We start from the raw sequence: 26,207 nt of genomic DNA, 5'->3' as shown, positions 1-26,207 counted from the left end.
TTCCGCCTTCCGCTGTCCGTAGCCCGCCTTAACAGCCAACAGCGAAAAGCGGATGGCGGACAGCGCTTTCGTTCAAATAATGCTAATACCTTCATTCAACAGCATATCGGTTAATCGTATAAGTGGGAGTCCGGTCAGGCTGTTGGGGTCATCGCCGCTCATCTTTGTGAATAACGTGATGCCCAGTCCTTCGCATTTAAAACTGCCGGCACAATCCAGTGGTTCTTCCTTCTTTATATAGCGTTCAACCTGTTCTCTGTTGAGTTGTCTGAAATGAACGGTAAAAGGTATGCAGTCGAGTTGCTTTTTGCCGGTTCTGGTATTCAGCAGGCATAAACCTGTATAAAAGGTAACGGCCTGATTGCTACAGGCCAGTAGTTGCTCGCTTGCGCGGTGATGGGTGCCGGGTTTGCCCAGAATAGTCTGCCCCAGTTGAGCTGCCTGATCGGAAGCAATAATCAGATGATCCGGGTAGCTCTCTGCCAGAGCCCGCGCTTTAGCTTCTGAAAGCCTGAGAGACAGGGCTTCAGCAGTTTCACCCGGCAGAGGTGTTTCATCAATATCCGGAGCCTGACATGAGAACTCAAGCTCAAGTCGTTCCAGTAGCTGTTTTCGGTAGGGAGAGCCGGAGGCGAGGAGTAGTTTCATTGTCGTATAAACAGTTAATAAGTTAATGAAAATAGTTGCTTGAGCTGTTGTATTGATCGCTGGTTTAGTCGTTATTCCCGGATGAGGAAATAACGGCAAACCTGTGGTTGTAAATGAAGCCTTGACAGGCAGGAAATTAAGCAGAAATTCTCGCCTTATACGCAGTTAAACCCTTTGACAGAGGGGTGACATGTCCCTATTATTGCGCCCTTATGATTATCGGGCAATTACCCAAAGCCTTTGATCCGCGAAAACTCGCGCGTCAAGGCAGGCAGTTTGAAGGTTCGCTGGCTCTGGAACAGTTTGGCCAGCTGGTGGACAGTCTGGCTGATGATAAGGGCGAGGTTAAGGTCTCTCTTCATTTTTATATGAGTGAAGACCACAGGGTTATCCTGGAAGGCACAGTGTCGGCAACGCTGAAAATGATTTGTCAGCGCTGTCTGGATGTAGCCGACATTCCGGTAACTGCTGACCTCCGGCTGATGGGTGTGTTGACAGATGAGCAAGCCAGGGCTTTGCCGGAAGACTTTGACCCAATGATGATGGGCGAAGAACCGGTTGAGCTGGTGCCTCTGTTGGAAGAAGAGTTGTTACTGGCTCTTCCGATCGTTGCCTATCATCCACCTGAAGACTGCCTGGCTCAGAAAAGCTTTACCACTGAGTCGGAAGAAGAAGCTAAAGCCTTTGCTGAACAGGTAGAGGAAGAGCGGACAAGCAGTAATCCTTTCAGCGTGCTGGCCGAACTGAAAAAAGATACTACGAATTAGGAGAGTGGACACATGGCTGTTCAACAAAACCGTAAAACCCGTTCCCGTCGCGACATGCGCCGTTCCCACGATGCCCTGACTTCTGCTCAGCTGTCTGTGGAAGCCGCTACCGGTGAAACTCACCGTCGTCACCACGTTTCTGCTGACGGTTTCTACCGTGGTAAGAAAGTAGTTGCTGACAAGTAAGAGTCAGAACATTGCTTCAGGGACGACTCAATTCGACGCAAAGAATGCGGGTCGCACTTGATATCATGAGCGGGGACGAAAGTCCCCGTTCGCGTATCCGGGCGGCGCTCAGGGCGTTGAGCAGGTTCGATCATCTCGAACTCCTGCTGGTCGGTGATCACGACCTACTGCAATCCTACCTTAACGATGTCGGGCATTACGACCGGGATCGACTCTCTCTGGTTCATGCCGACGCCACGGTGGCAATGGATGAAAAACCCACCCTTGCTTTGCGAACCAAGCGGCACTCCTCAATGTGGCAGGCGCTGCAGTGTGTGTCTGACGGGCGTGCAGATGCCTGCGTGTCGGCGGGTAACACCGGTGCGTTGATGGCGATGGGGCGGTTTGTTCTGAAAACCTTTGCCGGTGTCGATCGTCCGGCGATTGCCGCCAGCGTACCCAGCCGAAACGGCAGTACTTTGCTGTTGGACGTTGGGGCTAATGTTGACTGCACTTCCATGCAGCTTTTTCAGTTTGCCATTATGGGGTCTCAGCTGGCGGGTGCGGCGCATGGTATCGACCGGCCGAGGATTGGTCTGTTAAACGTTGGAACCGAAGAAATAAAAGGCAACGAGCGGGTTCGTATCGCGCATCAGCTGTTGAATGAGCATAACCAGCTAAATTACATTGGTTACATTGAAGGGCATGATATTTTTTCAGACCGTGTCGATGTGGTGGTGTGTGACGGTTTTGCTGGCAATATTGCTCTGAAAACCGGAGAGGGTGTGGCGAGCCTGATTGCTGATACGCTGACCGAGATATTCAGTCGAAACCTTGTCACGCAAGGACTGGCTGTATTACTCTCCCCCATTCTCAAAGAATTCAACCGCAAGGTTGATCCGGAATTACATAATGGTGCCAGCCTGCTTGGTTTGCAGGGAACTGTGATCAAGAGTCATGGTGGTGCCGATGAAAAGGGCTTCTACCGGGCCATTTGTCAGGCAGTCCGGGAAGCTGGTAAGGAAGTGCCTGCCAGACTGGCGGCTGATGTGGAGAAAATGCTGCTCTGAACAGTGTCAGGGTGGTGCTTGTTTTCCGACCTGTTTTCTGGCGTGTTTCCAGGCTTGTCTCCTTGCAAGTCTCATTGTTGTAAGTCTCGTGTAATCGAAACCATCGTTCTGGTACGTTTTGCAGGTAGATGGAAACATAAAATTACGCACCTTTCCTTCGACTTTTTCTATAATTGCCTGAGTTTTTTTCTGGACACGACCCAAAGCAATGATGGATAAACTTGCATTTGTTTTCCCGGGCCAGGGATCACAGTCAGTCGGCATGCTGGCTGAACATATCGAAGCGCCTGTCGTACAGCAGACCTTTGCGGAAGCTTCCGAAGTGCTGGGCTTTGACCTGCTCAGCCTGATAACAGAAGGACCTGCCGACGTGTTAAACCAGACTGAAAATACCCAGCCTGCACTGCTGACGGCCAGTGTTGCCCTGTGGCGCTTATGGGAACAGAAGTCTGATGGTGCCAAACCTGCTTTCATGGCCGGACACAGTCTGGGCGAGTACTCGGCGCTGGTCTGCGCGGGTGCCATGCAGTTTACAGACGCCGTACGCATAGTGCGTCAGCGTGGCTTGTTTATGCAGGAAGCTGTACCTCAGGGGACAGGCGCCATGGCCGCTGTTTTGGGTCTGAATGATGATGCAGTGCTGGAAGTTTGTGCTGCAGCGGCTCAGGGTGAAGTGGTTGAGGCCGTGAACTTCAACTCTCCGGGGCAGGTCGTGATTGCCGGTCATGTCAAGGCAGTTGAGCGTGCCGCCGGGTTGGCGAAAGAGGCGGGAGCCAAGCGTGCCATGTTGCTGCCGGTCAGCGTACCTTCCCATTGCGCCCTGATGAAACCGGCTGCCGAAAAGCTGGCGACTGAATTGCAGTCTGTTGAGCTGAAGGCACCCGAAATACCAGTGATTCACAATGTGACGGCTGAAGCGTGCTCTGATCCGGATCAGATTCGCAACAATCTGGTGGCACAGCTTTACAGCCCTGTTCGCTGGGTAGAAACTATCAGTCGTTTCAGCGAGTCAGGTGTGGCGCGTTTTGTTGAGTGCGGTCCGGGCAAGGTACTGGCAGGTCTGAACAAGCGTATTGTTCGTCGCACTCCGGTGTCTGTGCTGGAATCGGCGGCAGCTTTTGATGAGCTGTTGGCAGAATAATGATGAATGACTCAGGACGCGAAAGCATGTCTGATTTTGAAGGAAAAGTAGCGCTTGTTACGGGTGCCAGTCGGGGAATTGGTCGGGCGATTGCGCTGGAACTGGGGCGCAAGGGCGCCATTGTTGTTGGCACTGCGACCACTGACAGTGGTGCTGAAAAAATTTCTGCTACCTTTGATGACGCTGATATTCGCGGCTGTGGCATGGCGTTGAATGTGACTTCAGCGGATGATTGCGTAGCGGTTGTAAAAGCGGTAACTGAGGAATTTGGTGCGCCGCAGATTCTGGTGAACAATGCCGGTATCACCCGCGACAATATTCTGATGCGTATGAAGGATGATGAGTGGGGGGCGGTGATCGACACCAACCTGAACGCTATCTATCGCATGAGTAAGGCAGTGCTGCGTGGTATGACGAAAGCCCGCTGGGGTCGCATTATCAATATCAGCTCTGTGGTTGGCTCCATGGGTAATGGTGGTCAGTCCAACTACGCCGCCACCAAGGCAGCGGCTGAAGGCTTTGCCCGGTCGTTGGCTAAAGAGGTAGGTTCCCGCAATATTACTGTAAACTCGGTGGCGCCAGGGTTTATCGACACGGATATGACCAAAGCGTTGCCAGAAGCCCAGCGTGAAGCACTGCAAAACCAGATTCCGGCGGCGCGCCTCGGGCAGCCGGAAGAAATTGCTGCTGCCGTAGCTTTTCTTGCCAGTGAGCCAGCCGGTTACATCACCGGAGAAACGGTGCATGTAAATGGCGGCATGTACATGGGTTAAGGCATAGTTGATGAGTAGCTGATTTCCCCAGAGCTTGCCTGATGGCTAAATCGTTGCATAACCAGACAGTGGTCTGATAATTCATCAGTTGCACTGAAAAGTATTTGTAACCGGTCGTCAGTGTGTGCAAAATTAGCGCATCAATTTGAAACAAATGTCTCGATTTACGGTAAATCCACAGGGCTTAGCTTGAAATTACCGTAATCGATCATATAAAGTAACTGACCGCGATGCCGGGCTCTTTTTGGCATCGCTATCGAATATCGACAGGAGCACAACTAGGTTATGAGCACCATTGAAGAGCGCGTCAAAAAGATCGTTTGCGAACAGCTTGGCGTAAAAGAAGAGGAAGTCACCACCAGTGCGTCTTTCGTAGAGGATCTGGGCGCGGACTCTCTGGACACTGTTGAGCTGGTGATGGCTCTGGAAGAGGAATTTGAAACTGAGATTCCTGATGAAGAAGCTGAGAAAATCACCAATGTTCAGGAAGCTATCGACTACGTCGTAGCCCACTCCTGATCAAGTCCTGGTTGCATGCCAATTAAAAACCGCACACATTGATTTGTGTGCGGTTTTTGTTTTTTCAGGATGTATAAGTCGGCAGTCAGTAATATTTTAAAAACATAAATTATTCTTCATTTCTGGTGACCTGAATTCAAGTCATAAGTGCATAACCCATGACTTTTCTTGCATCTATTCCAGTTGACTCTTTAAATGCCTCATAAGGAGTCTTGTAGCCCAGGCACTTTCTTGGCCTGTTGTTCAGCTTATCCACTGCAATGATGACATCTTTTTCTGTCACGCCATTAAGCTCCATCGACTTGGGGAAATACTGCCTTAGCAAACCATTAGCATTCTCATTCTGGCCTCTTTCCCAAGAATGGTAGGGGGCAGCAAAGTAGCTGTCACATTTTAAAGCTTTGGCAATTGATTCATGCTGAACAAACTCCTTTCCATTGTCGTATGTTATTGTCTTTACAAACCTTTTCAGAGGCTTGAGTACGTCAATTATTCCCTGTTTAACCGCTTTTGCCTTCTTGCCTGGTAGAGGGACAGCAAGGCGAAGCTTGGTTTTTCGTTCATCTAATGTAGCGATGGCTCCTTTATGATTTTTACCTATTACAGTATCAGCTTCCCAGTCACCAACTCGCTCTCTGTTGTTGACCACTTCGGGGCGTTCTTCAATGCCAACCCGATTTGGTATACCGGTTCGGTTATGAGCTGAACCGTATCGCTTTCGATAAGTTTTTTTCTGGTGCCTCAAGTGCTTATAGAGCGAGCCTCCGCGCCGTTTATCATCCGCTACAAATTGATAAATCGTCTCATGATGCAGCTTGATTACACCGTCCTTTTCAAGCCTTCCAGCCACTTGTTCAGGACTCCAATCTGAACGGATATCGTTTGAAATACGTTGTTTAATGTCGTCTGTCAGCTTAATAGCTTTTGGCTTATCTTTGTGCCGCTGCCGAGCTGTGCGATTAGCCTGTTGGTGCCTGTACCCTCTTTGCCCTTTATTGCGGTTTACTTCTCGCGACACGGTAGGCTGTGAACGGCCAAGCTTTTTAGCAATTTTGTTTTGTGAAGTCCCATTTTTGAGTTCAGTTTCGATATAATATCTCTCTTCAGAGCTCAGGTGTGTATAGGCCATCCTTGGCTTCCTCTGTATGGTTTGGTTGCTTTACAGAATACCCCTGAGTTCTGATTCACTTCAAAGGTTCTGAAACAATCCTCTGGTTACAGAGGTTATGCACTTATGATACGAATTCAGGTGAAATAAGATTTTAACAAACTTGAATTAAGCTGTTCCTGACCTGTGGTTAAACAGCAAATAAGGTTTTTAAAAAAAAGTATTTCCGGGAGGTTGGTCTTGTCACACAGAAGAGTCGTTGTTACTGGTCTTGGTGCTTTGTGTCCAGTGGGGATCGGTGTGGCCCGGAGCTGGCAATCAGTGCTGGCGGGTCAAAGCGGTATTCATGCCACTAAGCATCTGGATACTGAAAACTACAGCGTCAAAATCTGCGGTACGGTGAAAAATTTTCAGGCAGGGGATTATATGAATCCCAAAGATGCCCGCAAAATGGACGTGTTTATACAGTACGGCATGGTGGCAGGGATTGAGGCGATCAAAGATGCCGGGCTGGATACAGAAGGACTTATTACGGAGGATAATGCCCATCGCTATGGTGTGGCTATTGGTTCCGGAATTGGTGGTCTGACCACGATTGAGAACAACTACGACACCCTGCAGAAAAGCGGACCGCGTCGTATTTCCCCGTTTTTTATTCCTGCCGCCATTATTAATATGGCAGCGGGCTGGCTCTCCATGACCTACAACCTTCAGGGACCTAATTTCGCTACCTCGACCGCCTGTGCCAGTGGGGCTCACTCTATTGGCCTGGCAGCAAGGGCTATTGCTTACGGCGATGCCGACGTGATGGTGGCTGGTGGTGCCGAAAAAGGCTCTTCTGCACTGGGAATGACCGGTTTTGCAGCAGCCCGGGCATTGTCGAACCGAAACGATGAGCCGGAGCTGGCCAGTCGCCCCTGGGATAAAGACCGGGACGGCTTTGTGTTGGGTGATGGCGCAGCGGTTGTGGTGCTGGAAGAGTATGAGCATGCCGTTCGTCGTGGTGCGACTATTTATGCAGAACTCAGTGGCGTTGGGATGAGTGGCGATGCTCATCATATGACCTCACCGCCTGAAGACGGCCGTGGTGCTGCCCGGGCCATGCAGTCGGCTCTTGATGATGCGGGTCTGAAACCTGATCAGGTGTCGTATATTAATGCGCACGGTACTTCAACGCCTGTGGGGGATATTGCTGAAACCCGGGCGATTCATAAAGTGTTTGGTACTCATGCCCATAAACTGGCGGTGAGCTCTACCAAGTCGATGACCGGACATCTGCTCGGTGCAGCCGGTTCGCTGGAAGCTGTTTTTGCTATCAAGTCTTTGCAGGAACAGCTGGCTCCTCCCACGATTAACCTGGTGAATCCTGACAAAGTCTGCGATCTGGATTATGTGCCGGATACATTCCGCAGGATTCAGACTGAACATGTGCTGAGCAACTCATTTGGTTTTGGTGGCACCAATATTACTCTGGCATTCTCCAGACTGGATTGATTTTTGCTGATGACAACAGATTTCTGGATTGATGGTGAGCCTGTCAGCTGCATACCGGTGACGGATCGGGGACTGGCTTACGGGGATGGGCTGTTTGAAACGGTTCGGGTTGTAAACCGCCGTCTTACGCTTGCTGAGTTGCACTGGCAGCGACTGGAAGACAGCCTGAACCGATTGGGTATCGCAGTCGATATTGAGCTGCTGATGAGCGAGGTGGCGGCTTTCCTGTCGTTACAGTCGGCACCTGATGGGGTGTTAAAAGTACTGATCACCCGGGGCAGTGGCGGGCGTGGTTATAATCCGGCGGGCTGTTCCGGGGCGAGGCGGATACTCTCATTTCATGCTCTGCCGGAACACCCGGAAAGCAATCGTTATGCCGGTATCACGCTGTATCCCTGCTCAACCCGCCTTGGACACAATAGTCTGGGGTACAATAGCCTGTCGGGCATGAAGCATCTGAATCGCCTGGAAAACGTACTGGCAAGAGCTGAATGGGGTGGTACAGAGTTTCAGGAAGGACTAATGCTGGATCTGGATGGTTTGCTGGTTGAAGGGACAATGTCCAACCTGTTTCTGGTTAAAAATGATACTCTATACACCCCTGCGCTGGATCGTTGCGGGGTAAGCGGCGTTTGTCGTGAATTTATTATGCGTCAGGCATCTGGCTGGGGGGTATCGGTTATTGTTCAGGATCTGGACGAGTCGGCTCTGCCGGATGCTGATGAAGTGTTTGTTTGTAACAGTGTTAACGGTGTCTGGCCTGTTGTCCGCTACAGGCATACCAGCTGGCAGGTGGGTGTGGTAACGGCAACCGTCAGGGATCGTGTTCTGGAAGTATTGAATGGTTAGGAAGTTGCTGCTGGGGGTCTTCAGCGGGTTTTTCACACTGATTTTGCTGGCGGGTCTGGCCTGGATGAGCCTGAACTGGTACGCCGAACAGCCTCTGAGAGAGAATCCGGATGAGGTGCTGGAATTTACCATTCGCCCTGGTGATTCCCTGATTCGCGTTGCCAGCCGTCTGTCCGATGCGGGCTGGATTAAGTTCCCGCAGGTGATACGCCTGCTGGCGCGCATCGATAATGTGGCTGGTGATATTCACGCCGGTGACTACCTGATTCCCGGCGGTATCAACAAGTATGAGTTGTTGAAGATGTTTGTCAGCGGCGATGTTCGTTATTACGACGTGGTGCTGGTTGAAGGCTCTACGGTGGGTGAAGCGCTGCAGGTATTGAACGAACATGAAAAGTTGTCACAACCTCTGGATGAAGATGCTTTTCAGGGGTTGCTGACAGAGCTGGGTATTGAAGGTAATCCGGAAGGACAGTTTTATCCGGATACTTACTTTTTTGAGTCCGGGGATACGGTTGAATCGGTGCTGCGTCGGGCGAATGCTCGTATGAGCAGTGTGCTGGCCGAAGAGTGGGAAGCCAGAAGCAAGAATCTGCCTTATGAAACCCCTTATGAGGCGTTAATCATGGCGTCGCTGATTGAGAAAGAAACCGGTGCCGGATGGGAGCGTCCGGAAATTTCCGGTGTCTTTGTTCGTCGTCTGGGTAAACGCATGCGCCTGCAGACTGATCCTACCGTGATTTATGGTATGGGAGATCGTTATCAGGGACGTTTAAGTCGTCGCATGCTCCGTGAAGATACGCCCTACAACACTTATACACGACACGGTTTGCCACCGACGCCTATTGCTCTGGTGGGACGGGAAGCGATCAATGCCGCGCTCAATCCGAAAGGCGGTAAATCACTCTATTTCGTTGCCAGGGGTGACGGAACGCATCATTTTTCAGAAACACTGGCGGAACATAATCGCGCCGTGCGAAAGTATCAAATAGTCGAACGCAGAGAGGACTATCGTTCGACTCTGGAGGCACAGTAATGGCATCAGCCAACACAGGATTTTTTCTGACCATTGAAGGTTGCGAAGGCGCAGGTAAAACCACGGCGGTGAACGTGATTAAGCAGTGGCTGGGCAGTCGCGGCATTGAGTTTGAGGAAACCCGGGAACCGGGCGGTACGCCAATGGCTGAAAATCTGCGCGGACTGTTGCTGGATCATGGTGATGAGCAGGTTGCGGATATTACCGAACTGCTGCTGATGTTTGCAGCCCGTTCCCAGAACCTGTTCCACAACATTGAACCGGCACTAAAACGTGGTCAGGTGGTGTTGTGTGACCGCTTTACCGATGCCACCTTTGCTTATCAGGGCGGAGGCCGGCAGCTGGATGTTCAGCAGATTGCAACCCTTGAAACCCTGGTGCAGGGCGAGCGTCGTCCGGATATGACAATATTACTGGATGTTGAACCGGAAGTAGGTCTGGCGCGTGCTCGTCATCGAGCCATGGAGCAGGGCGGTAAACTGGATCGTATTGAACAGGAAGCGATGGACTTCTTTAATCGTGTGCGTAACACCTATCTGGAACGAGCCCGGCAATTCCCGGAGCAGTTTGAGGTGATTGACGCCGGACAGCCGCTGGCAGAGGTTAAAGCACAGTTGATTAAGGCGCTGGAACGTCGGCTGGGAGATCGCTGATGGCAGATAGCTGGAACCCGTTGCCCTGGCAGGACGACCTATGGCGGCAGATAGTGACCCGCAGCGAGCGTGACACGCTGGCGCATGCTTACCTGCTGCGGGGCATGACGGGGGTGGGCAAGTTCCAGTTTGCAAGGGCGCTGGCAGCTTATCTACTGTGCAAATCTCCGACACAGCTTCAACACTGTGGTCACTGCAAGGAGTGTGAGCTGCTGAAAGCAGGCACTCATCCTGATATCGCGATTGTAGAGCCGGATGAGCCGGGCAGGCCGATTCGCATTGATAAAATCCGCAGGTTGACCGAGTTTGCTCATAAAACGGCACAGCAGGGTGGACGGAGAATTATCATCATGAACCCGGCTGAAGCGATGAATATGAATGCCGCCAATGCTCTGCTGAAGTGCCTGGAAGAGCCGGGTGAAGACACTCTGTTCCTGCTGGTCAGTGCTCGTGCCGGTGATATGCTGCCCACCATTCGCAGTCGCTGTCAGCAGTTGATGTTTCCCTGTCCTGACCGGGTGTCAGCCCTGAACTGGCTGGGGCAGTATCTGGATGAAAGCATATCGTCCGGAACCTTGCTGGATCTGGTGGGTGGTGCGCCGCTGGAAGCAAGGCGGTTTGCGGAGCAGGGCGTGCTGGATAAACGACAGGGGTTGGTGAAAGGGGTTAAAGGGCTCTTAAAAGGCGAACGTTCTCCGGTGGAGCTGGCTAAGGAATGGCAGGATACTGATCTGGTGCTGACCCTCAGCTGGCTGGGAAGCTGGCTGGATGATGCGGTTAAAGTGAGTCTTGCAGGCAGTGATGCCAGTGGGTTGCGTAATCAGGATTTGCTTAAGATGCTAGGTTATATTGCTGGTAAATCGCCTTCAAGACAGATACTGGAGGCTCGGGACTGGCTGATAAAACAGCGGCAATCCCTGTTGGAGGGAGGCAACCTGAATGCGCAGATGTTGATGGAAGGGGTGTTCTGCCGATACCTTGATTTAGTCGTCTGAATCTCGCTGCTTCAGGCGACCTCAAACCGCATGAGCAAAAAAGAACAATAAGAGAGGGAAGGCCATAATGAACCGTGGAAAAGGTGGGATGTCAGGGATTTTGTCTCTGACTATTAAGGATTCTTCCTCGCTTTATGCGTCCTATATGTCGTATATCTCAGGAGGCGGTCTGTTTATACCAACGTCCCGTTCGTACCAGCTGGGTGATGAGGTGTTTATCCGGCTGTCGCTGATGGATGAGCCTGAGAAAATTCCGGTTCCGGGAAAAGTGATCTGGGTGACGCCTGTCGGCGCTCAGGGTGGACGGGAAGCGGGGATTGGCGTCCAGTTTACCGATCCTACCGACGCTGTTCGCTCTAAAATTGAAACTTACCTGGCGGGGGCGCTGCAATCGGATCGGCCTAACAGTACGATGTGACCCGCACTCTTGTCATAAAGAGCCGCTCATGGCTGTTTTTTGAACATGAATCTCTTAAACTACAGCTTATTTATGTGGACTCAGATGATTTATGTTAATTGACTCTCACTGTCACCTCGACCGGCTTAAGCTGGATCAATACGATGGCGATCTTGATCGTGCTGTTCAGGCGGCTCGTGACGCGGGTGTGGAAAGAATGCTGTGCATCGGTATTGACATGGACAATGCCGGCGCAGTTGTTGATATTGCCAGCCGTTACGACGATGTCTTTGCTTCTGTTGGTGTTCATCCTCTGGAAAAAGACAAGCCCGAACCTTCGCTGGAACAGCTGGTTCAGCTGGCCAGTGATGAGCAGGTTGTTGCTGTTGGTGAAACGGGGCTGGATTACTATTATTCCAAAGACAACATTCCAACTCAGAAGCAGCGTTTTATCACCCATCTGGAAGCGGCCAGACAGTGTTCCCTGCCAGTGATTATTCATACCCGTGATGCCCGTGAAGATACTCTGGCGTTGCTGGATGAGCATGCTGATAAAGAGCGTTCAGGCGTTCTGCACTGTTTTACCGAAAGCTGGGATATGGCGAAAGCTGCCATGGATATGAATTTTTATATCTCTATTTCCGGTATTGTGACTTTCCGCAATGCTGACGATCTGCGCGATGTGGTTCGAAAAATGCCTATGGACCGGCTGCTGATTGAAACCGATTCACCCTATCTGGCTCCGGTCCCTCACCGGGGTAAATCCAACGAACCAAAATATCTGCCGGATGTCGCAAAGTTTGTGGCTTCGCTGAAAGGTGTTTCGGAAGAAACCCTTATCCAGCAGACTGCGGACAACTTTTTTAAACTGTTTTCTCTGGCGAGCTGATTTATATTGAGTCTTTTATGACCCTGCCCTGTTTCGGCAGGGTCTATGATGCCCTTTGTTTCCCTTTGTTTCCCCGTCTGAATTTGTTCTTCCTGATGGTAAAAAATCGTCTACTCTTCTTCCGTCAATAACACATCCAATTCAGTATTCGACTCTGTATAAATATTCTATCCCAGGGTGAAGAGGGACAGTGAATGACAATAAATATGCGTCATGCCGTACGTTTTCTGTTTTTAACAGCCTTGTTGTTGAAAGTGGTTATTTCTGAGGGCAGTGAGTATCAGCGTTCTTGTTTTATTGATGATGAGAGTGTCATCGTTGAAACAACGACTGGGGAGGGCAATGTACCCTTTGAACACCCGGTAAAATATGTTGTGACGCCAGATCATGAGTGGCTTAATGGGTTTGATTTAAGTCCGGAGGCTGACTTGTCCGGGATTTTGCCTCTGAAAATTCGGCTGGGGACAGACATTAGTAACAAGGCACTCAACTTTGCACTGCAAGTGGCCATTACGCGGCTGGGTGAGATTATTGAAAATAGTGATGGTCGTATTATTTCGAATGCGTTTTCAGCCCCTGTTCGGAAACGTAAGAGGCATATTTATACAAAAGCCGCTTTGAATTATATTTTTCAGGATACCTATCATCCTTTTGATAAACGCATAAATCGTGTACTCATTAAGCCGGAGTCGCGAGTAAGTTTGTATGATAATAAACATCGTTTCGGTAATATCTGGGCAATGGTTCAACCAAGCCTCGACAAAGCCAGAGGTGTTGGTTTTCTGGTGGCCTACCTTGACCAGGGTGTTTATCTGCTAATCCATGAGCATGGTTTTAAATTTCTTGATCTTGCTGGTTTGAGAGAACTGATTAAAGTAACACTTAAGAGTTGGTACACGTGGCAAAGTGCAACATTAGTTCCAAAATCAATGACGTGGAATCAATGGCTCTATTTTTTATCCGGCTACTTGCCATCAGCTGATCATGTGTTCAAATGTGTAGAAAACAATTTGAAGGTAACTACCTTTGTAATCGCAAGTATTTATTTGATTCAGAAATTACGCGCCTTTTTTTCTGGTTCTGATACGCCACCTGACCGTAGGCAGCCTGACATTAAAAAGCCTAACGCTAAAAAAACTAACGCTAACAAATCTAACACTAACAAATCTAACACTAACAAATCTAACGCTAAAAAAGCTGGGTATTCGAAATCAGATGACAAGGGGGCAAGCTGTGAAGAATATTGTCGAAATGATGGCTCTCAGGCTCAATCTGATCAGAAACGGAGTGAGCGACTCAGGCAACAGGAGGCAATACAGCAGCAGGAAGAGGAGCGGCTCAGGCAGCAACAGGAGGAGGAGCGACTCAGGCAGCAGCGTATTTTGCAGTTACGTTTGGATCTTACAAATGAGCTAACTCAAGAACTGAAAAGGGAGGATTTGGATGCTTCAAGTCTTAATGCAGTCAATCCGGAGGAGAACCATCGGAGAAACCGTGTAACAGAAGAATTGACTAATCGTTTAGACTCCGGGTGGACAACCGAAGAGCTGAATGCCGCTATATTTGAAAATCCTGATGAGGTGCTGCTGAAAAGGCTGCGATGGATATTCAAGAAGGATGGCAAAGCCCCGCCAAAAAAACTAAAGCAATCAAAAAAACTAAAGCAATTTAAAGATGAGCTTGAGAAAACCAGATGGTAATAACTTTGTGAAAAAAGGTTCGTTATCTGGGGGCAGGGGCATAGAAAAATGCCCCTCTTGAGTGTTCTCTTCGGTAAGAAGAACCGACGTTTCGGGAAGTCAGCCTCCAAATACAAGCGCGCCAATGACACCTGAGGCGAGTATCAATAAAACCGGCTCCAGCTTCGACCAGTAAATTCTGGTCAGGTAGCAGCCGCCAGCGATCAGTAATCCTTTTACTGCTGTCAGCCACTGTCCTTCATTCAGGCTGGAAGACAGGGTATCGCTGGCAATCAGCCAGCCTGCATAGAAAATCAGAGCCATGGCGGCGGACTTGATGCCAAAGAAAAAAGCGTTTTTCCAGGGGTTGTTCTTCAGGCGGGTTAAAACGGTCGTCAATGCCAGAATGACCAGCACCGAGGGTAATGCCAGTGCAGTGGTGGCCACTATTGCCCCGGCCCAGCCAGCTGCGCTGCTACCGACATAACTTGCCATATTCACGGCAATGGGGCCGGGTGTCATCTGAGAAACAGCAACAATGTCCATGAATTCGCTCTGGGTCATCCAGCCATGCTTTTCGACTTCAGTCAGGTACATGGGAATCATTGCCAGGCCACCGCCAAAGCTGAACAGTCCGATACGAAAGAAAGATACGAAAAGATCAATGAATACCATGGACGATTAACTTCCTTTTACAACTTTGTTTTGACCCGGCAGGGCGTTTCCTACGTATAAGCCCATGCCAGCAGCACCACCGGCAAAAATCATCAGCAACGGGTGTATGGGGGTAAAGAGCAGTGCCAGAAGTGCTGTGGCAAACAGAGTGCGGCCCAGTGTCGTGGTCACGTTGGAGCAAAGCATCTTGACCGCTGCATGGAAAATGAGGGCGGCGACTGCATAGCGCATTCCCAGAAAGGCTCCCTGAAGCCAGGGCAGGCTTAGCCAGGAAGGCAAGTGGCTGGCAAGAAAGCCGACAATGAGCAAGGGAGGGAGAATAACGGCTACAGACGCAGTGACTGCCCCTGGAATACCCGCCATACGTCGTCCAACAAACGTGGCGGCATTGATGGCAATGGTTCCGGGAGTTATTTGCGCGATTGCCGTGATTTCCAGCAGTTCGTCGCCAGTCATCCATTCATGGTTGTCAACCAGCTCCTGCTCCAGTAGAGCCATCATGGCGTAGCCACCCCCAAAGGTGACCGCGCCCAGTCGAAAAAAAGTTAAGAAGAGTTTTAGTAACATGAGTCGTTGTGGTGTGTCATGTCGTGTAAGAGGGGTGAGCATTATATAGAGGGCTTTGTGAAAAGGGAGTGACAGGAATCAAGCATTGTTTTTACAATTTTGTCTGTTCTCATTGACCGGCCTGATTTTTTTAATACACAGGAATAGGGTATTTGAAGCAATGATGCGGTTTGATTGATAATTATCCAGATGAATTTTAAGTGTATGGCGAAGTGTGAGTGGGTGTTTTCCCTGAAAAATTAAAATGGCAATTAAATAATATGTCAATCATAAGCATAGGGAGTATGGAATATCACGGCCAGTCTCTTTATAATTGCGCCACCATTTTTCCATGGTGAATTGATAAAAGACAGACAGGGACGACAGACAGATTTTTTGAAGCCCCTTTTTTGGCATTCTTTTGGAACGATAGTCAGGAAATATTGACTGATTATTGAGACAGGGCGCTTAACGACAGGTCGTAGTACCGGAACAACGGGAACATCTGACCATCGCTAGTATCAGCGCAACAGTAGTCTCAGCACAACAAAAGCTGAAGTGGATTAGGTGTTAACAAAAAAACGTCGATAGCCCTGATAATGTGACGAAGGACTCCTCCCCGGATTGACTGTGGGCAGAGTTTCTTTTGCGTGCTGTTCTAGCGAGGATTGTTTGTCATTTGTCGTTCATTGGAGAGGCGGGGTATTCCTGACCTGAAAATTGATTGATTAGGCGAAAGGTATGATCAAAATCAAACAGGGGCTGGATCTCCCGATTTCAGGATCGCCTGAACAGACCATTACAGAGGGCCGAGCTGTTCGCTCCGTCGCTGTGATCGGTTCTGACTACGTAGGCATGAAGCCTACGATGGCGATCTCTGCTGGAGATCGAGTTAAAAAAGGGCAACTGCTCTTTACCGACAAGAAAACACCTGGAGTGCGTTACACCGCTCCTGCCAGCGGCACTATTGCTGCTGTGAACCGTGGTGAGAAGCGTGTTCTTCAGTCCGTTGTGATCGATATCGATGGCAACGAAGAAGAAACCTTTACTGCCTATAAAACAGAAGAGCTGGCCGGCCTGACTGCCGAACAGGTTCAGGAGAACCTGAACGAGTCCGGCCTGTGGACTGCACTGCGTACCCGTCCGTTCAGCAAGGTGCCTGAGCTGGGTTCCCGTCCAAACTCTGTCTTTGTGACCGCTATCGACACGCATCCTCTGGCAGCGAATCCGGAAGTGGTTATCGCTGAACACAAGGAAGCGTTTGAGACCGGTATCACCGTTCTGGGCAAACTGAGTGGCGGCAAGATCTTCCTGTGTAAAGCACCGGGGGCACGCATTCCTGCGAGCATTGCTACCGCTGAAGAGTTCGACGGCCCTCATCCGGCAGGTCTGGCTGGTACTCACATCCACTTCCTGGACCCGGTGGGTGCTACCAAGACAGTCTGGACCATTAACTATCAGGACGTCATCGCTGTCGGCAAACTGTTTACCACTGGTAAATTGTTCACTGATCGTGTCGTTGCTCTGGCTGGCCCACAGGTTGAAAAGCCCCGGCTGGTTCGCACCCGTCTGGGCGCCAGCACCGACGAGCTGACTGCTGGCGAAATGAAAGCCGGTACCAACCGTGTGATTTCCGGTTCTGTATTTGGTGGTCGTACCGCTGAAGGCGCCTTTGCCTTCCTGGGTCGTTACCACAACCAGCTGTCTGTTCTGGAAAACAGCGATGAGCGTCTGTTCCTCGGCTGGGCTAACCCAACGGTTAAGCGTCACTCTGTACTGAAAGTGTTGTTCGGTCGTAAGAACCTGGACTTCACAACCACTACCAACGGTGGTGAGCGTGCCATGGTTCCGGTGGGTCAGTACGAAAAAGTGATGCCTCTGGATGTTCTGGCAACTCAGCTGCTGCGTGCCATTGTGGTAGGCGACACTGAACAGGCTCAGAAACTGGGCGCGCTGGAACTGGACGAAGAAGATTTGTCCCTGTGCTCTTATGTGTGCGCGGGCAAGTACGAGTACGGTCCGATCCTGCGTGATAACCTGACTCGTATCGAAGTGGAGGGCTGATCGTCATGGCACTTAGAAAAATCCTTGACTCTCTCGAGCCCCACTTTACCAAAGGTGGTCAGTACGAGAAGTTTTACGCACTGTTTGAAGCGGCAGACTCTCTGTTTTATTCCGTTCCAAACAAAACCCACAACACCTCCCACGTACGCGACGCGGTTGACCTGAAGCGTATGATGGGTATCGTCTGGTTCTGTGCGTTCCCGGCCATGTTCTTTGGTATGTGGAACATCGGTTACCAGGCAAACACCGCGATTGCCGGTGGTCTGGCTGCGCCGTCTGACTGGCATGGCTGGATCATCAACCTGCTGGCGGGTCACAACCCGGCAAGCCTGTGGGATAACATGATCTACGGTGCTGCGCACTTCCTGCCGGTTTACATCGTCACCTTTGCGGCGGGTGTATTCTGGGAGATCCTGTTCGCCATTACCCGTAAGCACGAAGTGAACGAAGGTTTCTTTGTTACTTCTATCCTGTTTGCCCTGATCGTTCCACCGACGATTCCTCTGTGGCAGGTAGCCCTGGGTATCTCCTTCGGTGTCGTCATCGGTAAGGAAGTATTCGGTGGTACTGGCAAGAACTTCCTGAACCCGGCCCTGACAGGTCGTGCGTTCCTGTTCTTTGCTTACCCGGCACAGATTTCCGGCGACCTGGTATGGACCGCTGTTGACGGTTTCTCCGGTGCGACGGCTCTGAGCATTGCCCAGCAGGGTGGTGTGGATGCCCTGTCCCATACGATGACCTGGACTCAGGCATTCATCGGTACCATGCAGGGTTCTATGGGTGAAACCTCTACTCTGGCGATCTTCATGGGTGGCGCGGTTCTGCTGTTCACCGGCATCGCTTCCTGGAGAATTGTGGCTGGCACCATGCTGGGCATGATCGCCACTGCGACCCTGTTCAACCTGGTCGGTTCCGATACCAACGCCATGTTTGCTCTGCCATGGTACTGGCACCTGGTACTGGGTGGCTTTGCCTTTGGTCTGATTTTCATGACCACTGACCCGGTTTCCGCGTCAATGACTAACACGGGCCGCTGGTTCTACGGCGCCCTGATCGGTGTCATGGTGATCCTGATTCGTACTGTTAACCCGGCTTATCCGGAAGGTATGATGCTGGCTATCCTGTTCGCCAACCTGTTTGCGCCGCTGATTGACCACTTTGTGGTTGAAGCCAACATCAAGCGTAGGGAGGCTCGTGCCTGATGGGTAACGATTCTACTAAAAAGACCCTGCTGGTCACCGTTCTGCTGTCTCTGGCATGTTCCATCGTGGTGTCATTTGCAGCGGTGTCGCTGAAGCCGATTCAGGATCACAACGTGGTTCTGGACGTACAGCGTAATATTCTGAGTATTTCCGGCCTGGCGCAAAACGCCAAAGCACTGGATGCCGCAGAAGTGCAAAAACTGTACGCACAGGTTAAACCAGCACTGGTTGACCTGAAAACCGGTAAGTATGTGCAGGCTTCCGAGGAAGAAATTGCTGCTTACGATCAGCGTACAGCGGCTAAAGAGCCTGCTGAGTCCCGTGCCCTGAAAGGTGCTCAGGATATTGCCGGAATTATTCGTCAGGCTAATGTTGCCAAGGTTTACCTGATTGAAAAAGACGGTAAAACGGAAAGCATCATGCTGCCAGTACACGGCTATGGTCTGTGGTCTACCATGTACGGCTTCCTGGCTCTGGACATCAACGACCTGGACACTGTCGTAGGTTTTGGTTTCTACGATCAGAAGGAAACACCGGGACTGGGTGGCGAAGTCGATAACCCGATCTGGAAAGGTCGCTGGCCTGGCAAGAAGGTATACGACACCAAAGGTGACGTGGCTCTGCACGTGATCAAGGGTGCCGTTGATCCTTCCAATCCGGGTGCTTCTGAGCAGATCGATGGTCTGGCAGGTGCTACCCTGACTTCGAATGGTGTGTCCAACCTGCTCCAGTTCTGGATGGGGGATCAGGGCTTCAAACCATTCCTGACTAACCTGAAAGCGGGAGAGGCATAATGGCTGAGAAAGCTAAAGACATCCTGCTGGAACCGGTCGTAAAAAATAACCCGATCACGCTGCAGATCCTGGGTATCTGTTCTGCGCTGGCGGTGACCACCAGCATGCAGGTGAGTCTGGTGATGGCGATTGCAGTAATCGCTGTAACCACTGGCTCCAACTTTGTGGTATCCCTGATTCGTAACCACATTCCCAACAGCATTCGAATCATCTGTCAGATGACCGTTATTGCTTCGCTGGTTATTGTGGTCGATCAGATACTGAAAGCTTACGCCTACGACATCTCCAAGCAGCTGTCGGTATTTGTAGGCCTGATCATCACCAACTGTATCGTTATGGGACGTGCGGAAGCCTTCGCCATGAAGAACGGTCCGCAGCTGTCCGCCCTGGATGGTATTGGTAATGGCCTGGGTTACGGTGCGGTGCTGCTGATCGTGGCATTCTTCCGTGAGCTGTTCGGTGCAGGCAACCTGTTTGGTGTTGAAATCATGCAGACCGTCAACAACGGTGGCTGGTACGTACCCAACGGCCTGATGCTGCTGGCACCCAGTGCGTTCTTCCTGATCGGTCTGCTGATCTGGGCGATCCGTACTTTTGATGCCAGGCAGGTTGAAGAGCCTGAGTTCAAGATGGCTCCTAACTCCAAGTTCAGCGAGGCGCACTAAACCGTGGAACATTTAATCTCACTTTTTGTGAAAGCAGTGTTCGTGGAAAACATGGCGCTGGCTTTCTTTCTGGGTATGTGTACCTTCCTGGCGGTGTCCAAGCAGGTCAAGACCTCTGTGGGTCTGGGTGTGGCGGTCATCGCTGTACTGACTATTACCGTGCCGATCAACAACCTGATCTACCAGCATGTTCTGCGTGACGGCGCGCTGGTGGCCGGTGTTGACCTGAGCTTCCTGGGCCTGATCACCTACATCGGTGTTATCGCGGCCCTGGTACAGATTCTGGAAATGTTTCTGGATAAATATGTACCGGCTTTGTACAACGCCCTGGGCGTGTTCCTGCCGCTGATCACCGTAAACTGCGCAATCATGGGTGCTTCCCTGTTCATGGTACAGCGTGAGTATGACCTGGCTGAATCTGTGGTATTTGGTCTGGGTTCTGGTGTGGGCTGGGCGCTGGCTATCGCTGCGCTGGCAGGTATCCGCGAAAAGCTGAAGTACAGCGACGTACCTGCGGGGCTGCGTGGTCTGGGCATTACCTTCATTACTGTGGGTCTGATGTCTCTGGGCTTCCTGTCCTTCTCTGGCATCCAGCTGTAAGAGGATCGCGTAAGTTATGGACTTAAACATTATTTATGGCGTAGCCATTTTTACCGTGATCGTGCTGACGCTCGTTGCGATAATTCTGGCGGCTCGCTCCAAACTGGTCAGCACCGGTGATGTCACCATCGACATCAACGAAGACCCGGAAAAGGCGGTAACAACCCCTGCCGGTGGCAAGCTGCTGACCACTCTTGCCGGTTCCGGCGTATTCCTGCCTTCCGCCTGTGGTGGTGGCGGTACCTGTGCGCAGTGTACCTGTAAGGTGCTGGACGGTGGTGGTGAAATGCTGCCCACCGAACGCGCTCACTTCACCAAGCGTGAAGAGAAAGAAGGTTATCGTCTGGCCTGTCAGGTGGCTGTAAAGCAGGACATGAAGATCGAGGTGGAAGAAGAACTGTTCGGCGTTAAGAAGTGGGAGTGCGAGGTTGTTTCCAACGACAACCAGGCGACTTTCATTAAAGAACTGGTTCTGAAACTGCCAGAAGGCGAAGACGTAAACTTCCGTGCTGGTGGTTACGTTCAGCTGGAATGTCCTCCCCACGAAGTTCACTACAAAAACTTCGAAATTCAGGAAGAGTACCGTGGCGACTGGGACAAGTTTGACCAGTGGAAGTATGTGTCTAAAGTGGATGAGACCACTATCCGTGCATACTCCATGGCGAACTATCCGGAAGAGAAGGGTCTGTTGAAGTTCAACATCCGTATCGCTTCTCCACCTCCGGGTCAGGATCAGCTGCCTCCGGGTAAGATGTCTTCTTACGTCTTTAACCTGAAAGCTGGCGACAAGATGACCGTATACGGACCATTCGGTGAGTTCTTTGCCAAGGACACCGACGCCGAAATGGTATTTGTTGGCGGCGGTGCGGGTATGGCACCCATGCGTTCTCACATCTTTGATCAGCTGAAGCGTCTGTCTTCCAAGCGTAAGATCTCCTTCTGGTACGGTGCTCGCTCCCTGCGTGAAGCCTTCTATGTAGAAGAGTTCGACAAGCTGGCGGAAGAAAACGAAAACTTCACCTGGCATCTGGCCCTGTCCGATCCTCTGCCAGAGGACAACTGGACTGGCTACACCGGCTTCATTCACCAGGTATTGCTGGACAACTACCTGAGCAAGCATGAAGCACCTGAAGACTGCGAATTCTACATGTGTGGACCACCCATGATGAACCAGGCAGTCATCAAGATGCTGGAAGATCAGGGCGTTGAGCCTGAAAACATTATGCTGGACGACTTTGGTGGTTAATCCACCTGTCTAACGACAGAAGATGTTTATAAAATGCCGGAGGCTGCAAAGCTTTCGGCATTTTTGTATTTAACACTCCATAAAACTCAGTTTCACCAGAAGAAGGTGCTAAACTTTTAAGCGCATCTGAATACTCACATAAGCATGACAAATGCTGCTTTCCATTCCGTATGTGAAACAAAACGTTGCTTTTTATTCCTGATATAAGCTATTTGGATTTTATCCTTGGAGTGCGCTTATGTATCACGCTGTTTTCGGTTTCATTCTCTTAATTTTTATGGCATCCATTGGCCGAGCTGCTTCGACTACCGTACAACCTACTTCGACTACTGTACCTGCTAACACTACTTCGACTACTGTACCTGCTAACACTACTTCGACTACTGTATCTGCTAACCCTACTTCGACTACTGTATCTGCTAACCCTACTTCTGTATCCGCTGATGATCGAGAGTCACTTAAAGTATTAAAAAAGGGAGTAATCAAGTTCCCAAGTAATGAGCAAACGGAGGGGCATGATGTTGTAGCTAAAACTTTATTATTTTCAAACGATGGTCGTCTATTGACAGTTGGGACCAGCTTATTCCACAAGGGAGGTGCAGATGGGAATGAAATTTTGATTGATGGATACAAGTACTCGGTGTTTGATGTCTCAGATTCAGCTAATCCTGTGTTGGTGGGCAATTATACCGTTAAGTATTTTTCTAAAAACAAGCAATACAGCGCAGATGGACAGACATTGACTAGTGTTGATTTCAAAGGTCATCTTCGTATTGAAAATCCAGGCAATCATACGGCAGCCCCGCGTTTACTGGCAACTCTTCAGGCTCCGCAGGTCATACCGTCTTCATTTGCAATCAGCAAAGACGGTCGTTATATGGCAGTAGGAAGTAAACAGGGTGCGCTATATATATATGATCTGACACAAGTTGACAGGCCTCAGAGAGTCTCTCAAACGAATACAAGCATGCCCATAAACTCCATTGCTCTGTCTGAAGACCAGAAGTGGGGTGTAATGCTTGGAGTAACAGGTCAATTCAAGATTTACAACCTGACAGATCTGGAGGTTCCTTCTGAAGTAGCCCACACTGTCTATTCAAACTCTACTCAACAGTTAATAAACGGCTTTTTGCTCGACACTGGCTTTAAATGGCTGGCGATACAAGGTTATGATTTTTCATCATCGGATGAAAAGGTTATGCTGATTTATGATCTTGAGCAGCCTGCTTCGCCACAATTGTTATTTGATTCATACGCAGATTCAGGTGTTGTAGTCTCTACTTTTGACATAAGCCCGGATCGAAAACTTATCGCTGCAGTCGCTTCTGAATTAACTGAAGCAAAAGTTGAGATTACGTCATCCGTCGTTCTTTTGAATGTGACTAACCCAAAATTACCTACCGAGGTCAACAGACTGGACGACAAATGGTATACCAATGTCGCATTTAATCCGGTTAAGCCCATGTTGGCTACTATGGATAGCAAAGAACAGGTTACATTGTATCAATATGATGACTTCTCTGACGACAGTTCTGATGCAAGTACGAGTGTTCAGAGCAAGGCTATTCTGATGCCGGCTATTCTGTTTGCACTTTCATTAGTTAACCTGAGTTTTTGAATACTTGATTCACCCTGTAAAAGTAATATAACAGGGTTGAAGATGGTCAGGATTCACCAACAGGTTTTTTTAGGATGCCTGCTTTAAACGACAATGACAGTAAGTCAATCAGTCCTTTTGAATTCAAGGATCAGCTGCTTGCGATAGCCTCCTCCCATGCCGACCGCATGATGCTGAATGCCGGGCGGGGCAACCCCAATTTTCTTGCGATTGCGCCTAGGCGGGCTTTTCTGCAACTGGGAGAATTTGCTCTGCAGGAAGCGGAGCGGTCATACTCCTACCTGAACAGCGGCTTCGGGGGGTTGCCGGAAACGGATGGCATGTTGCAGCGTTTTGAGGTGTTTCGGCACAATCATGAAGACGCAGCAGGCATGCGCTTTATTCAGGCGGCACTGTCACTGGTTAAAGATCAGCTGGGGATATTGCCTGAGAAACTGCTGGCTGAGATGGTCAATGCGTCACTGGGTTGTTATTACCCGCAGCCAATGTCGATGCTGCAATGCTTTGAACCGGTAGTGAAAGCTTACCTACGACAGGAGTTGTGCGACGGGTTAAAAACCGTCGATGATTTTCACTTGTTTGCGACCGAAGGCGGTACTGCCGCCATGAGTTATATTTTTCAGTCAATGCATGCCAACGGCCTGTTGTCAGTGGGTGATAAAGTAGCACTTCTGACACCAATTTTTACACCGTATCTGGAAATTCCTGAACTGGCTGATTACCAGCTGCATATAGTTGAGCTGGAAGCAGATGAAGAAAATAGCTGGCAGTTGTCGCTTGATGAACTCAGTAAACTGAAGGATCCTGATATTAAGCTGCTCTGTCTGGTCAATCCCAGCAATCCACCCTCTGTTGCCCTGAGTCAGTCATCACTTCAGACACTCACACACCTGATCCAGACTGAGCGGCAGGACTTGCTGGTGGTGACGGATGATGTTTATGCAACTTTTGCAGACAGTTTTGTATCGTTGTTTGCCACTTGTCCCCGCAATACCCTCTGTGTTTACTCTTTTTCCAAGTTCTTTGGGGCAACAGGCTGGCGACTGGGGGTTATTGCCCTGTATGAAAACAATGTTTATGACCAGCTGTTGCAGGATCAGGGCGGCAATGGAGTCAATGAGGGAGTAAACGCCCGCTACGCTTCCATATCATCTGAACCGGAGAAACTGTCGTTCCTTGAGCGACTGGTGGCGGACAGCCGTTCGGTGGCTTTGCACCACAGTGCAGGGCTGTCGGCACCACAGCAATTGCAGATGACACTGTTTGCCCTGAGCAGCCTGATTGACAGTGAAGGCCACTATCAACGCGGTGCCAAGCGGCTGATTCGTTCCCGTTATCAAACCCTTTACCAGAATATCGGTTTACCGGAGGAGCCGGCCGAATGCAATGTGGGTTATTACACACTGCTGGATCTGGAACTGCTGGCCAGTCGCCTGCATGGTCAGGCTTTTGCCGACTGGTTTCTGGGACGTCACAGCTGTGCCGAGTTTCTTTTCCGGCTGGCTGATGAAACCGGTATTGTACTGTTGCCTGCCGCTGGTTTTGATGTTCGTGTACCTGCGGTGCGGGTTTCGCTCGCCAATCTGACCATTGCTAATTATGCTGCTATTGGTCAGTTTGCCCGGCAGGTGCTGGATGAATTTTTCCAGGAGTATTGTCATGAGCGGGATCACCCTGTGAGTGGTTGACTGTCTTATCGGGTTGCTCAGTTATGACAGAACATGTATCGATTGACTGGATTATCAGACTTAGCCGGTTATCGCTGTCGTTATGCATGAAAAAGTTAATAAACAACAACGGGTCAAAAAACTTGTCTTCCTGATGATAGTTGGACAGGGCAGAAAGAACCTTCATCCAATCATAATAATCACATTCTTCGGCTTCTATAAATGAAAAAGACCTGGGACCTGTGGGCGTTGCTAATGCAAGGCTGTCAGCCCAGCTGATCAATGCAGTGTTTGGAATAAAGTCGTACTCTGTTAGGGTTTTACTGACTATAACGGGAAATTTACTGGCTACATGCAATAACTTTCTAATCAGTGCCACATATTTTCTTTTCTCGCCAGCCTGTGGATCATCGTCAGTTATTTTCTTTTCATAATCAGAAAAGGGCGGTTTGTCTTCACCACCCTCTCCTGAACCAGAGTTGCCAGACGTTCTTGCTGGTACAGATGTAACAAGATTACTCTCTTTCCGGGAGTCGCTTTGATGTTCATCGCTTGCAGGGCGAACACAAGAGCCAAAACAACTGAATAAGCCATAAGTTGTCACTCCGGAACTGTTTTTCAGTACGGTCGGGTAGGCAGAAAGTTCTGTAGCAATAATGGCGTTTTGAGCTTCATCATGATAAAGCACTACCGGTATGCGGGTAGATAAGGTCGACTCGTGAATCAGCACTTTCAACACGGGTGGTTGTCTGTATTGAGCGTTGCACAGCACCGACAATCCCGACAATCCGCAACTGCCGGATGCAGCTGTCTTATGGCTGACAGTTAATAAAAACCCCAGAGTCAGAAATAACAAACTTCTGCCCATATTTAGTTCCAAGGTAGTCAGGTAGGTTGATTCGCAATTGGCATTCCTGCCGGGTCTCCGTGCATAGGTTAGCTGTAAA

General features: G+C 50.1%; 27 protein-coding genes. 22 read left to right on the top strand and 5 right to left on the bottom strand.

What is annotated here, in order from left to right; genetic code table 11:
• Positions 1 to 72 precede the first annotated feature (72 nt).
• Positions 73 to 648, bottom strand: coding sequence for a Maf family protein (locus NX722_RS12340; protein ID WP_262568238.1), 576 nt, complete (start codon positions 646 to 648; stop codon positions 73 to 75).
• Between the two features lie 212 nt (positions 649 to 860).
• On the opposite strand from NX722_RS12340, the gene NX722_RS12335 reads away from it, so the two are divergent.
• From NX722_RS12335 to acpP, 6 genes are all read left to right on the top strand, one after another.
• Complete coding sequence (locus NX722_RS12335) at positions 861 to 1,415, top strand: YceD family protein (protein WP_262568237.1); 555 nt, start codon at positions 861 to 863, stop codon at positions 1,413 to 1,415.
• Between the two features lie 12 nt (positions 1,416 to 1,427).
• Positions 1,428 to 1,601, top strand: coding sequence for a 50S ribosomal protein L32 (rpmF, locus tag NX722_RS12330; protein ID WP_262568236.1), 174 nt, complete (start codon positions 1,428 to 1,430; stop codon positions 1,599 to 1,601).
• A gap of 44 nt (positions 1,602 to 1,645) precedes the next feature.
• Positions 1,646 to 2,650 carry a phosphate acyltransferase PlsX gene (plsX, locus tag NX722_RS12325; protein ID WP_262568235.1) on the top strand — a complete coding sequence of 335 codons (1,005 nt, stop codon included), beginning with the start codon at positions 1,646 to 1,648 and terminating at the stop codon, positions 2,648 to 2,650.
• A gap of 208 nt (positions 2,651 to 2,858) precedes the next feature.
• On the top strand, positions 2,859 to 3,791 hold the full coding sequence (gene fabD, locus NX722_RS12320) for an ACP S-malonyltransferase (RefSeq protein ID WP_322740925.1): 933 nt from the start codon (positions 2,859 to 2,861) through the stop codon (positions 3,789 to 3,791).
• Positions 3,792 to 3,817: 26 nt separating this feature from the next.
• Positions 3,818 to 4,564: a 3-oxoacyl-ACP reductase FabG gene (fabG, locus tag NX722_RS12315; protein ID WP_262568234.1), complete on the top strand. Its 747-nt coding sequence runs from the start codon at positions 3,818 to 3,820 to the stop codon at positions 4,562 to 4,564.
• Between the two features lie 285 nt (positions 4,565 to 4,849).
• Complete coding sequence (acpP, locus tag NX722_RS12310; protein WP_262568233.1) at positions 4,850 to 5,083, top strand: acyl carrier protein; 234 nt, start codon at positions 4,850 to 4,852, stop codon at positions 5,081 to 5,083.
• A 136-nt stretch (positions 5,084 to 5,219) separates the two neighbouring features.
• Here acpP and NX722_RS12305 read toward each other — a convergent pair whose 3' ends face one another.
• Positions 5,220 to 6,212: an IS30 family transposase gene (locus tag NX722_RS12305; RefSeq protein ID WP_262563592.1), complete on the bottom strand. Its 993-nt coding sequence runs from the start codon at positions 6,210 to 6,212 to the stop codon at positions 5,220 to 5,222.
• Between the two features lie 219 nt (positions 6,213 to 6,431).
• Here NX722_RS12305 and fabF point away from each other — a divergent pair, with 219 nt between their 5' ends.
• The 8 genes from fabF to NX722_RS12265 all read left to right on the top strand — a co-directional run bounded on the left by fabF (position 6,432) and on the right by NX722_RS12265 (position 14,204).
• Positions 6,432 to 7,685, top strand: coding sequence for a beta-ketoacyl-ACP synthase II (gene fabF / locus NX722_RS12300; protein ID WP_262568232.1), 1,254 nt, complete (start codon positions 6,432 to 6,434; stop codon positions 7,683 to 7,685).
• A gap of 9 nt (positions 7,686 to 7,694) precedes the next feature.
• A complete protein-coding gene (pabC, locus tag NX722_RS12295) occupies positions 7,695 to 8,534 on the top strand; it encodes an aminodeoxychorismate lyase (RefSeq protein ID WP_262568231.1) in 840 nt (279 codons plus the stop codon).
• The gene (mltG, locus tag NX722_RS12290; RefSeq protein ID WP_262568230.1) at positions 8,527 to 9,570 is read left to right on the top strand and encodes an endolytic transglycosylase MltG; all 1,044 of its coding nucleotides are present in this window, start codon (positions 8,527 to 8,529) and stop codon (positions 9,568 to 9,570) included. Before pabC ends, mltG begins: the two co-directional genes overlap by 8 nt.
• Positions 9,570 to 10,223: a dTMP kinase gene (gene tmk, locus NX722_RS12285; protein ID WP_262568229.1), complete on the top strand. Its 654-nt coding sequence runs from the start codon at positions 9,570 to 9,572 to the stop codon at positions 10,221 to 10,223. Before mltG ends, tmk begins: the two co-directional genes overlap by 1 nt.
• Complete coding sequence (locus NX722_RS12280) at positions 10,223 to 11,218, top strand: DNA polymerase III subunit delta' (RefSeq protein WP_262568228.1); 996 nt, start codon at positions 10,223 to 10,225, stop codon at positions 11,216 to 11,218. The genes tmk and NX722_RS12280 overlap by 1 nt, the downstream gene beginning before the upstream one ends.
• A 67-nt stretch (positions 11,219 to 11,285) precedes the next feature.
• Positions 11,286 to 11,636: a PilZ domain-containing protein gene (locus NX722_RS12275; protein ID WP_262568227.1), complete on the top strand. Its 351-nt coding sequence runs from the start codon at positions 11,286 to 11,288 to the stop codon at positions 11,634 to 11,636.
• Positions 11,637 to 11,727: 91 nt separating this feature from the next.
• Positions 11,728 to 12,504 (top strand): TatD family hydrolase, encoded by a 777-nt coding sequence (locus tag NX722_RS12270; RefSeq protein WP_262568226.1) that lies wholly within the window; start codon positions 11,728 to 11,730, stop codon positions 12,502 to 12,504.
• A gap of 194 nt (positions 12,505 to 12,698) precedes the next feature.
• Entirely contained in the window at positions 12,699 to 14,204 is a 1,506-nt protein-coding gene (locus NX722_RS12265) for a hypothetical protein (RefSeq protein ID WP_262568225.1), read from the top strand.
• 99 nt (positions 14,205 to 14,303) lie between these two features.
• Here the strand turns inward: NX722_RS12265 and NX722_RS12260 are convergent, their stop codons facing one another.
• Together NX722_RS12260 and NX722_RS12255 are read right to left on the bottom strand one after the other, a co-directional pair.
• Positions 14,304 to 14,858 carry a chromate transporter gene (locus NX722_RS12260; RefSeq protein WP_262568224.1) on the bottom strand — a complete coding sequence of 185 codons (555 nt, stop codon included), beginning with the start codon at positions 14,856 to 14,858 and terminating at the stop codon, positions 14,304 to 14,306.
• 6 nt (positions 14,859 to 14,864) lie between these two features.
• Positions 14,865 to 15,467 carry a chromate transporter gene (locus NX722_RS12255; RefSeq protein ID WP_262568223.1) on the bottom strand — a complete coding sequence of 201 codons (603 nt, stop codon included), beginning with the start codon at positions 15,465 to 15,467 and terminating at the stop codon, positions 14,865 to 14,867.
• Between the two features lie 678 nt (positions 15,468 to 16,145).
• Between NX722_RS12255 and NX722_RS12250 the strand changes: the two genes are divergently transcribed.
• From NX722_RS12250 to NX722_RS12215, 8 genes are all read left to right on the top strand, one after another.
• On the top strand, positions 16,146 to 17,468 hold the full coding sequence (locus NX722_RS12250) for a Na(+)-translocating NADH-quinone reductase subunit A (protein WP_262568222.1): 1,323 nt from the start codon (positions 16,146 to 16,148) through the stop codon (positions 17,466 to 17,468).
• A 5-nt stretch (positions 17,469 to 17,473) separates the two neighbouring features.
• A complete protein-coding gene (locus tag NX722_RS12245; protein ID WP_262568221.1) occupies positions 17,474 to 18,670 on the top strand; it encodes an NADH:ubiquinone reductase (Na(+)-transporting) subunit B in 1,197 nt (398 codons plus the stop codon).
• Positions 18,670 to 19,464 carry a Na(+)-translocating NADH-quinone reductase subunit C gene (locus NX722_RS12240; protein WP_262568220.1) on the top strand — a complete coding sequence of 265 codons (795 nt, stop codon included), beginning with the start codon at positions 18,670 to 18,672 and terminating at the stop codon, positions 19,462 to 19,464. Before NX722_RS12245 ends, NX722_RS12240 begins: the two co-directional genes overlap by 1 nt.
• Positions 19,464 to 20,129, top strand: a complete 666-nt coding sequence (locus NX722_RS12235; protein ID WP_262568219.1) for an NADH:ubiquinone reductase (Na(+)-transporting) subunit D — start codon at positions 19,464 to 19,466, stop codon at positions 20,127 to 20,129. The genes NX722_RS12240 and NX722_RS12235 overlap by 1 nt, the downstream gene beginning before the upstream one ends.
• A gap of 3 nt (positions 20,130 to 20,132) precedes the next feature.
• Positions 20,133 to 20,729: an NADH:ubiquinone reductase (Na(+)-transporting) subunit E gene (gene nqrE / locus NX722_RS12230; protein WP_262568218.1), complete on the top strand. Its 597-nt coding sequence runs from the start codon at positions 20,133 to 20,135 to the stop codon at positions 20,727 to 20,729.
• 16 nt (positions 20,730 to 20,745) lie between these two features.
• Positions 20,746 to 21,975 (top strand): NADH:ubiquinone reductase (Na(+)-transporting) subunit F, encoded by a 1,230-nt coding sequence (nqrF, locus tag NX722_RS12225; RefSeq protein WP_262568217.1) that lies wholly within the window; start codon positions 20,746 to 20,748, stop codon positions 21,973 to 21,975.
• Between the two features lie 238 nt (positions 21,976 to 22,213).
• Entirely contained in the window at positions 22,214 to 23,593 is a 1,380-nt protein-coding gene (locus NX722_RS12220) for a WD40 repeat domain-containing protein (protein WP_262568216.1), read from the top strand.
• 74 nt (positions 23,594 to 23,667) lie between these two features.
• Positions 23,668 to 25,281 carry a bifunctional aspartate transaminase/aspartate 4-decarboxylase gene (locus NX722_RS12215; RefSeq protein WP_262568215.1) on the top strand — a complete coding sequence of 538 codons (1,614 nt, stop codon included), beginning with the start codon at positions 23,668 to 23,670 and terminating at the stop codon, positions 25,279 to 25,281.
• On the opposite strand, the gene NX722_RS12210 is transcribed toward NX722_RS12215, so the two are convergent.
• Positions 25,199 to 26,128, bottom strand: coding sequence for a hypothetical protein (locus NX722_RS12210; protein WP_262568214.1), 930 nt, complete (start codon positions 26,126 to 26,128; stop codon positions 25,199 to 25,201). The two genes, NX722_RS12215 and NX722_RS12210, sit on opposite strands and share 83 nt — an antisense overlap.
• Positions 26,129 to 26,207 lie beyond the last annotated feature (79 nt).

The sequence above is a fragment of the Endozoicomonas gorgoniicola genome (assembly GCF_025562715.2).
In the GTDB taxonomy this organism is placed as follows: Bacteria; Pseudomonadota; Gammaproteobacteria; order Pseudomonadales; family Endozoicomonadaceae; genus Endozoicomonas_A; species Endozoicomonas_A gorgoniicola.
This window is presented reverse-complemented; position numbering and strand designations above follow the sequence as displayed.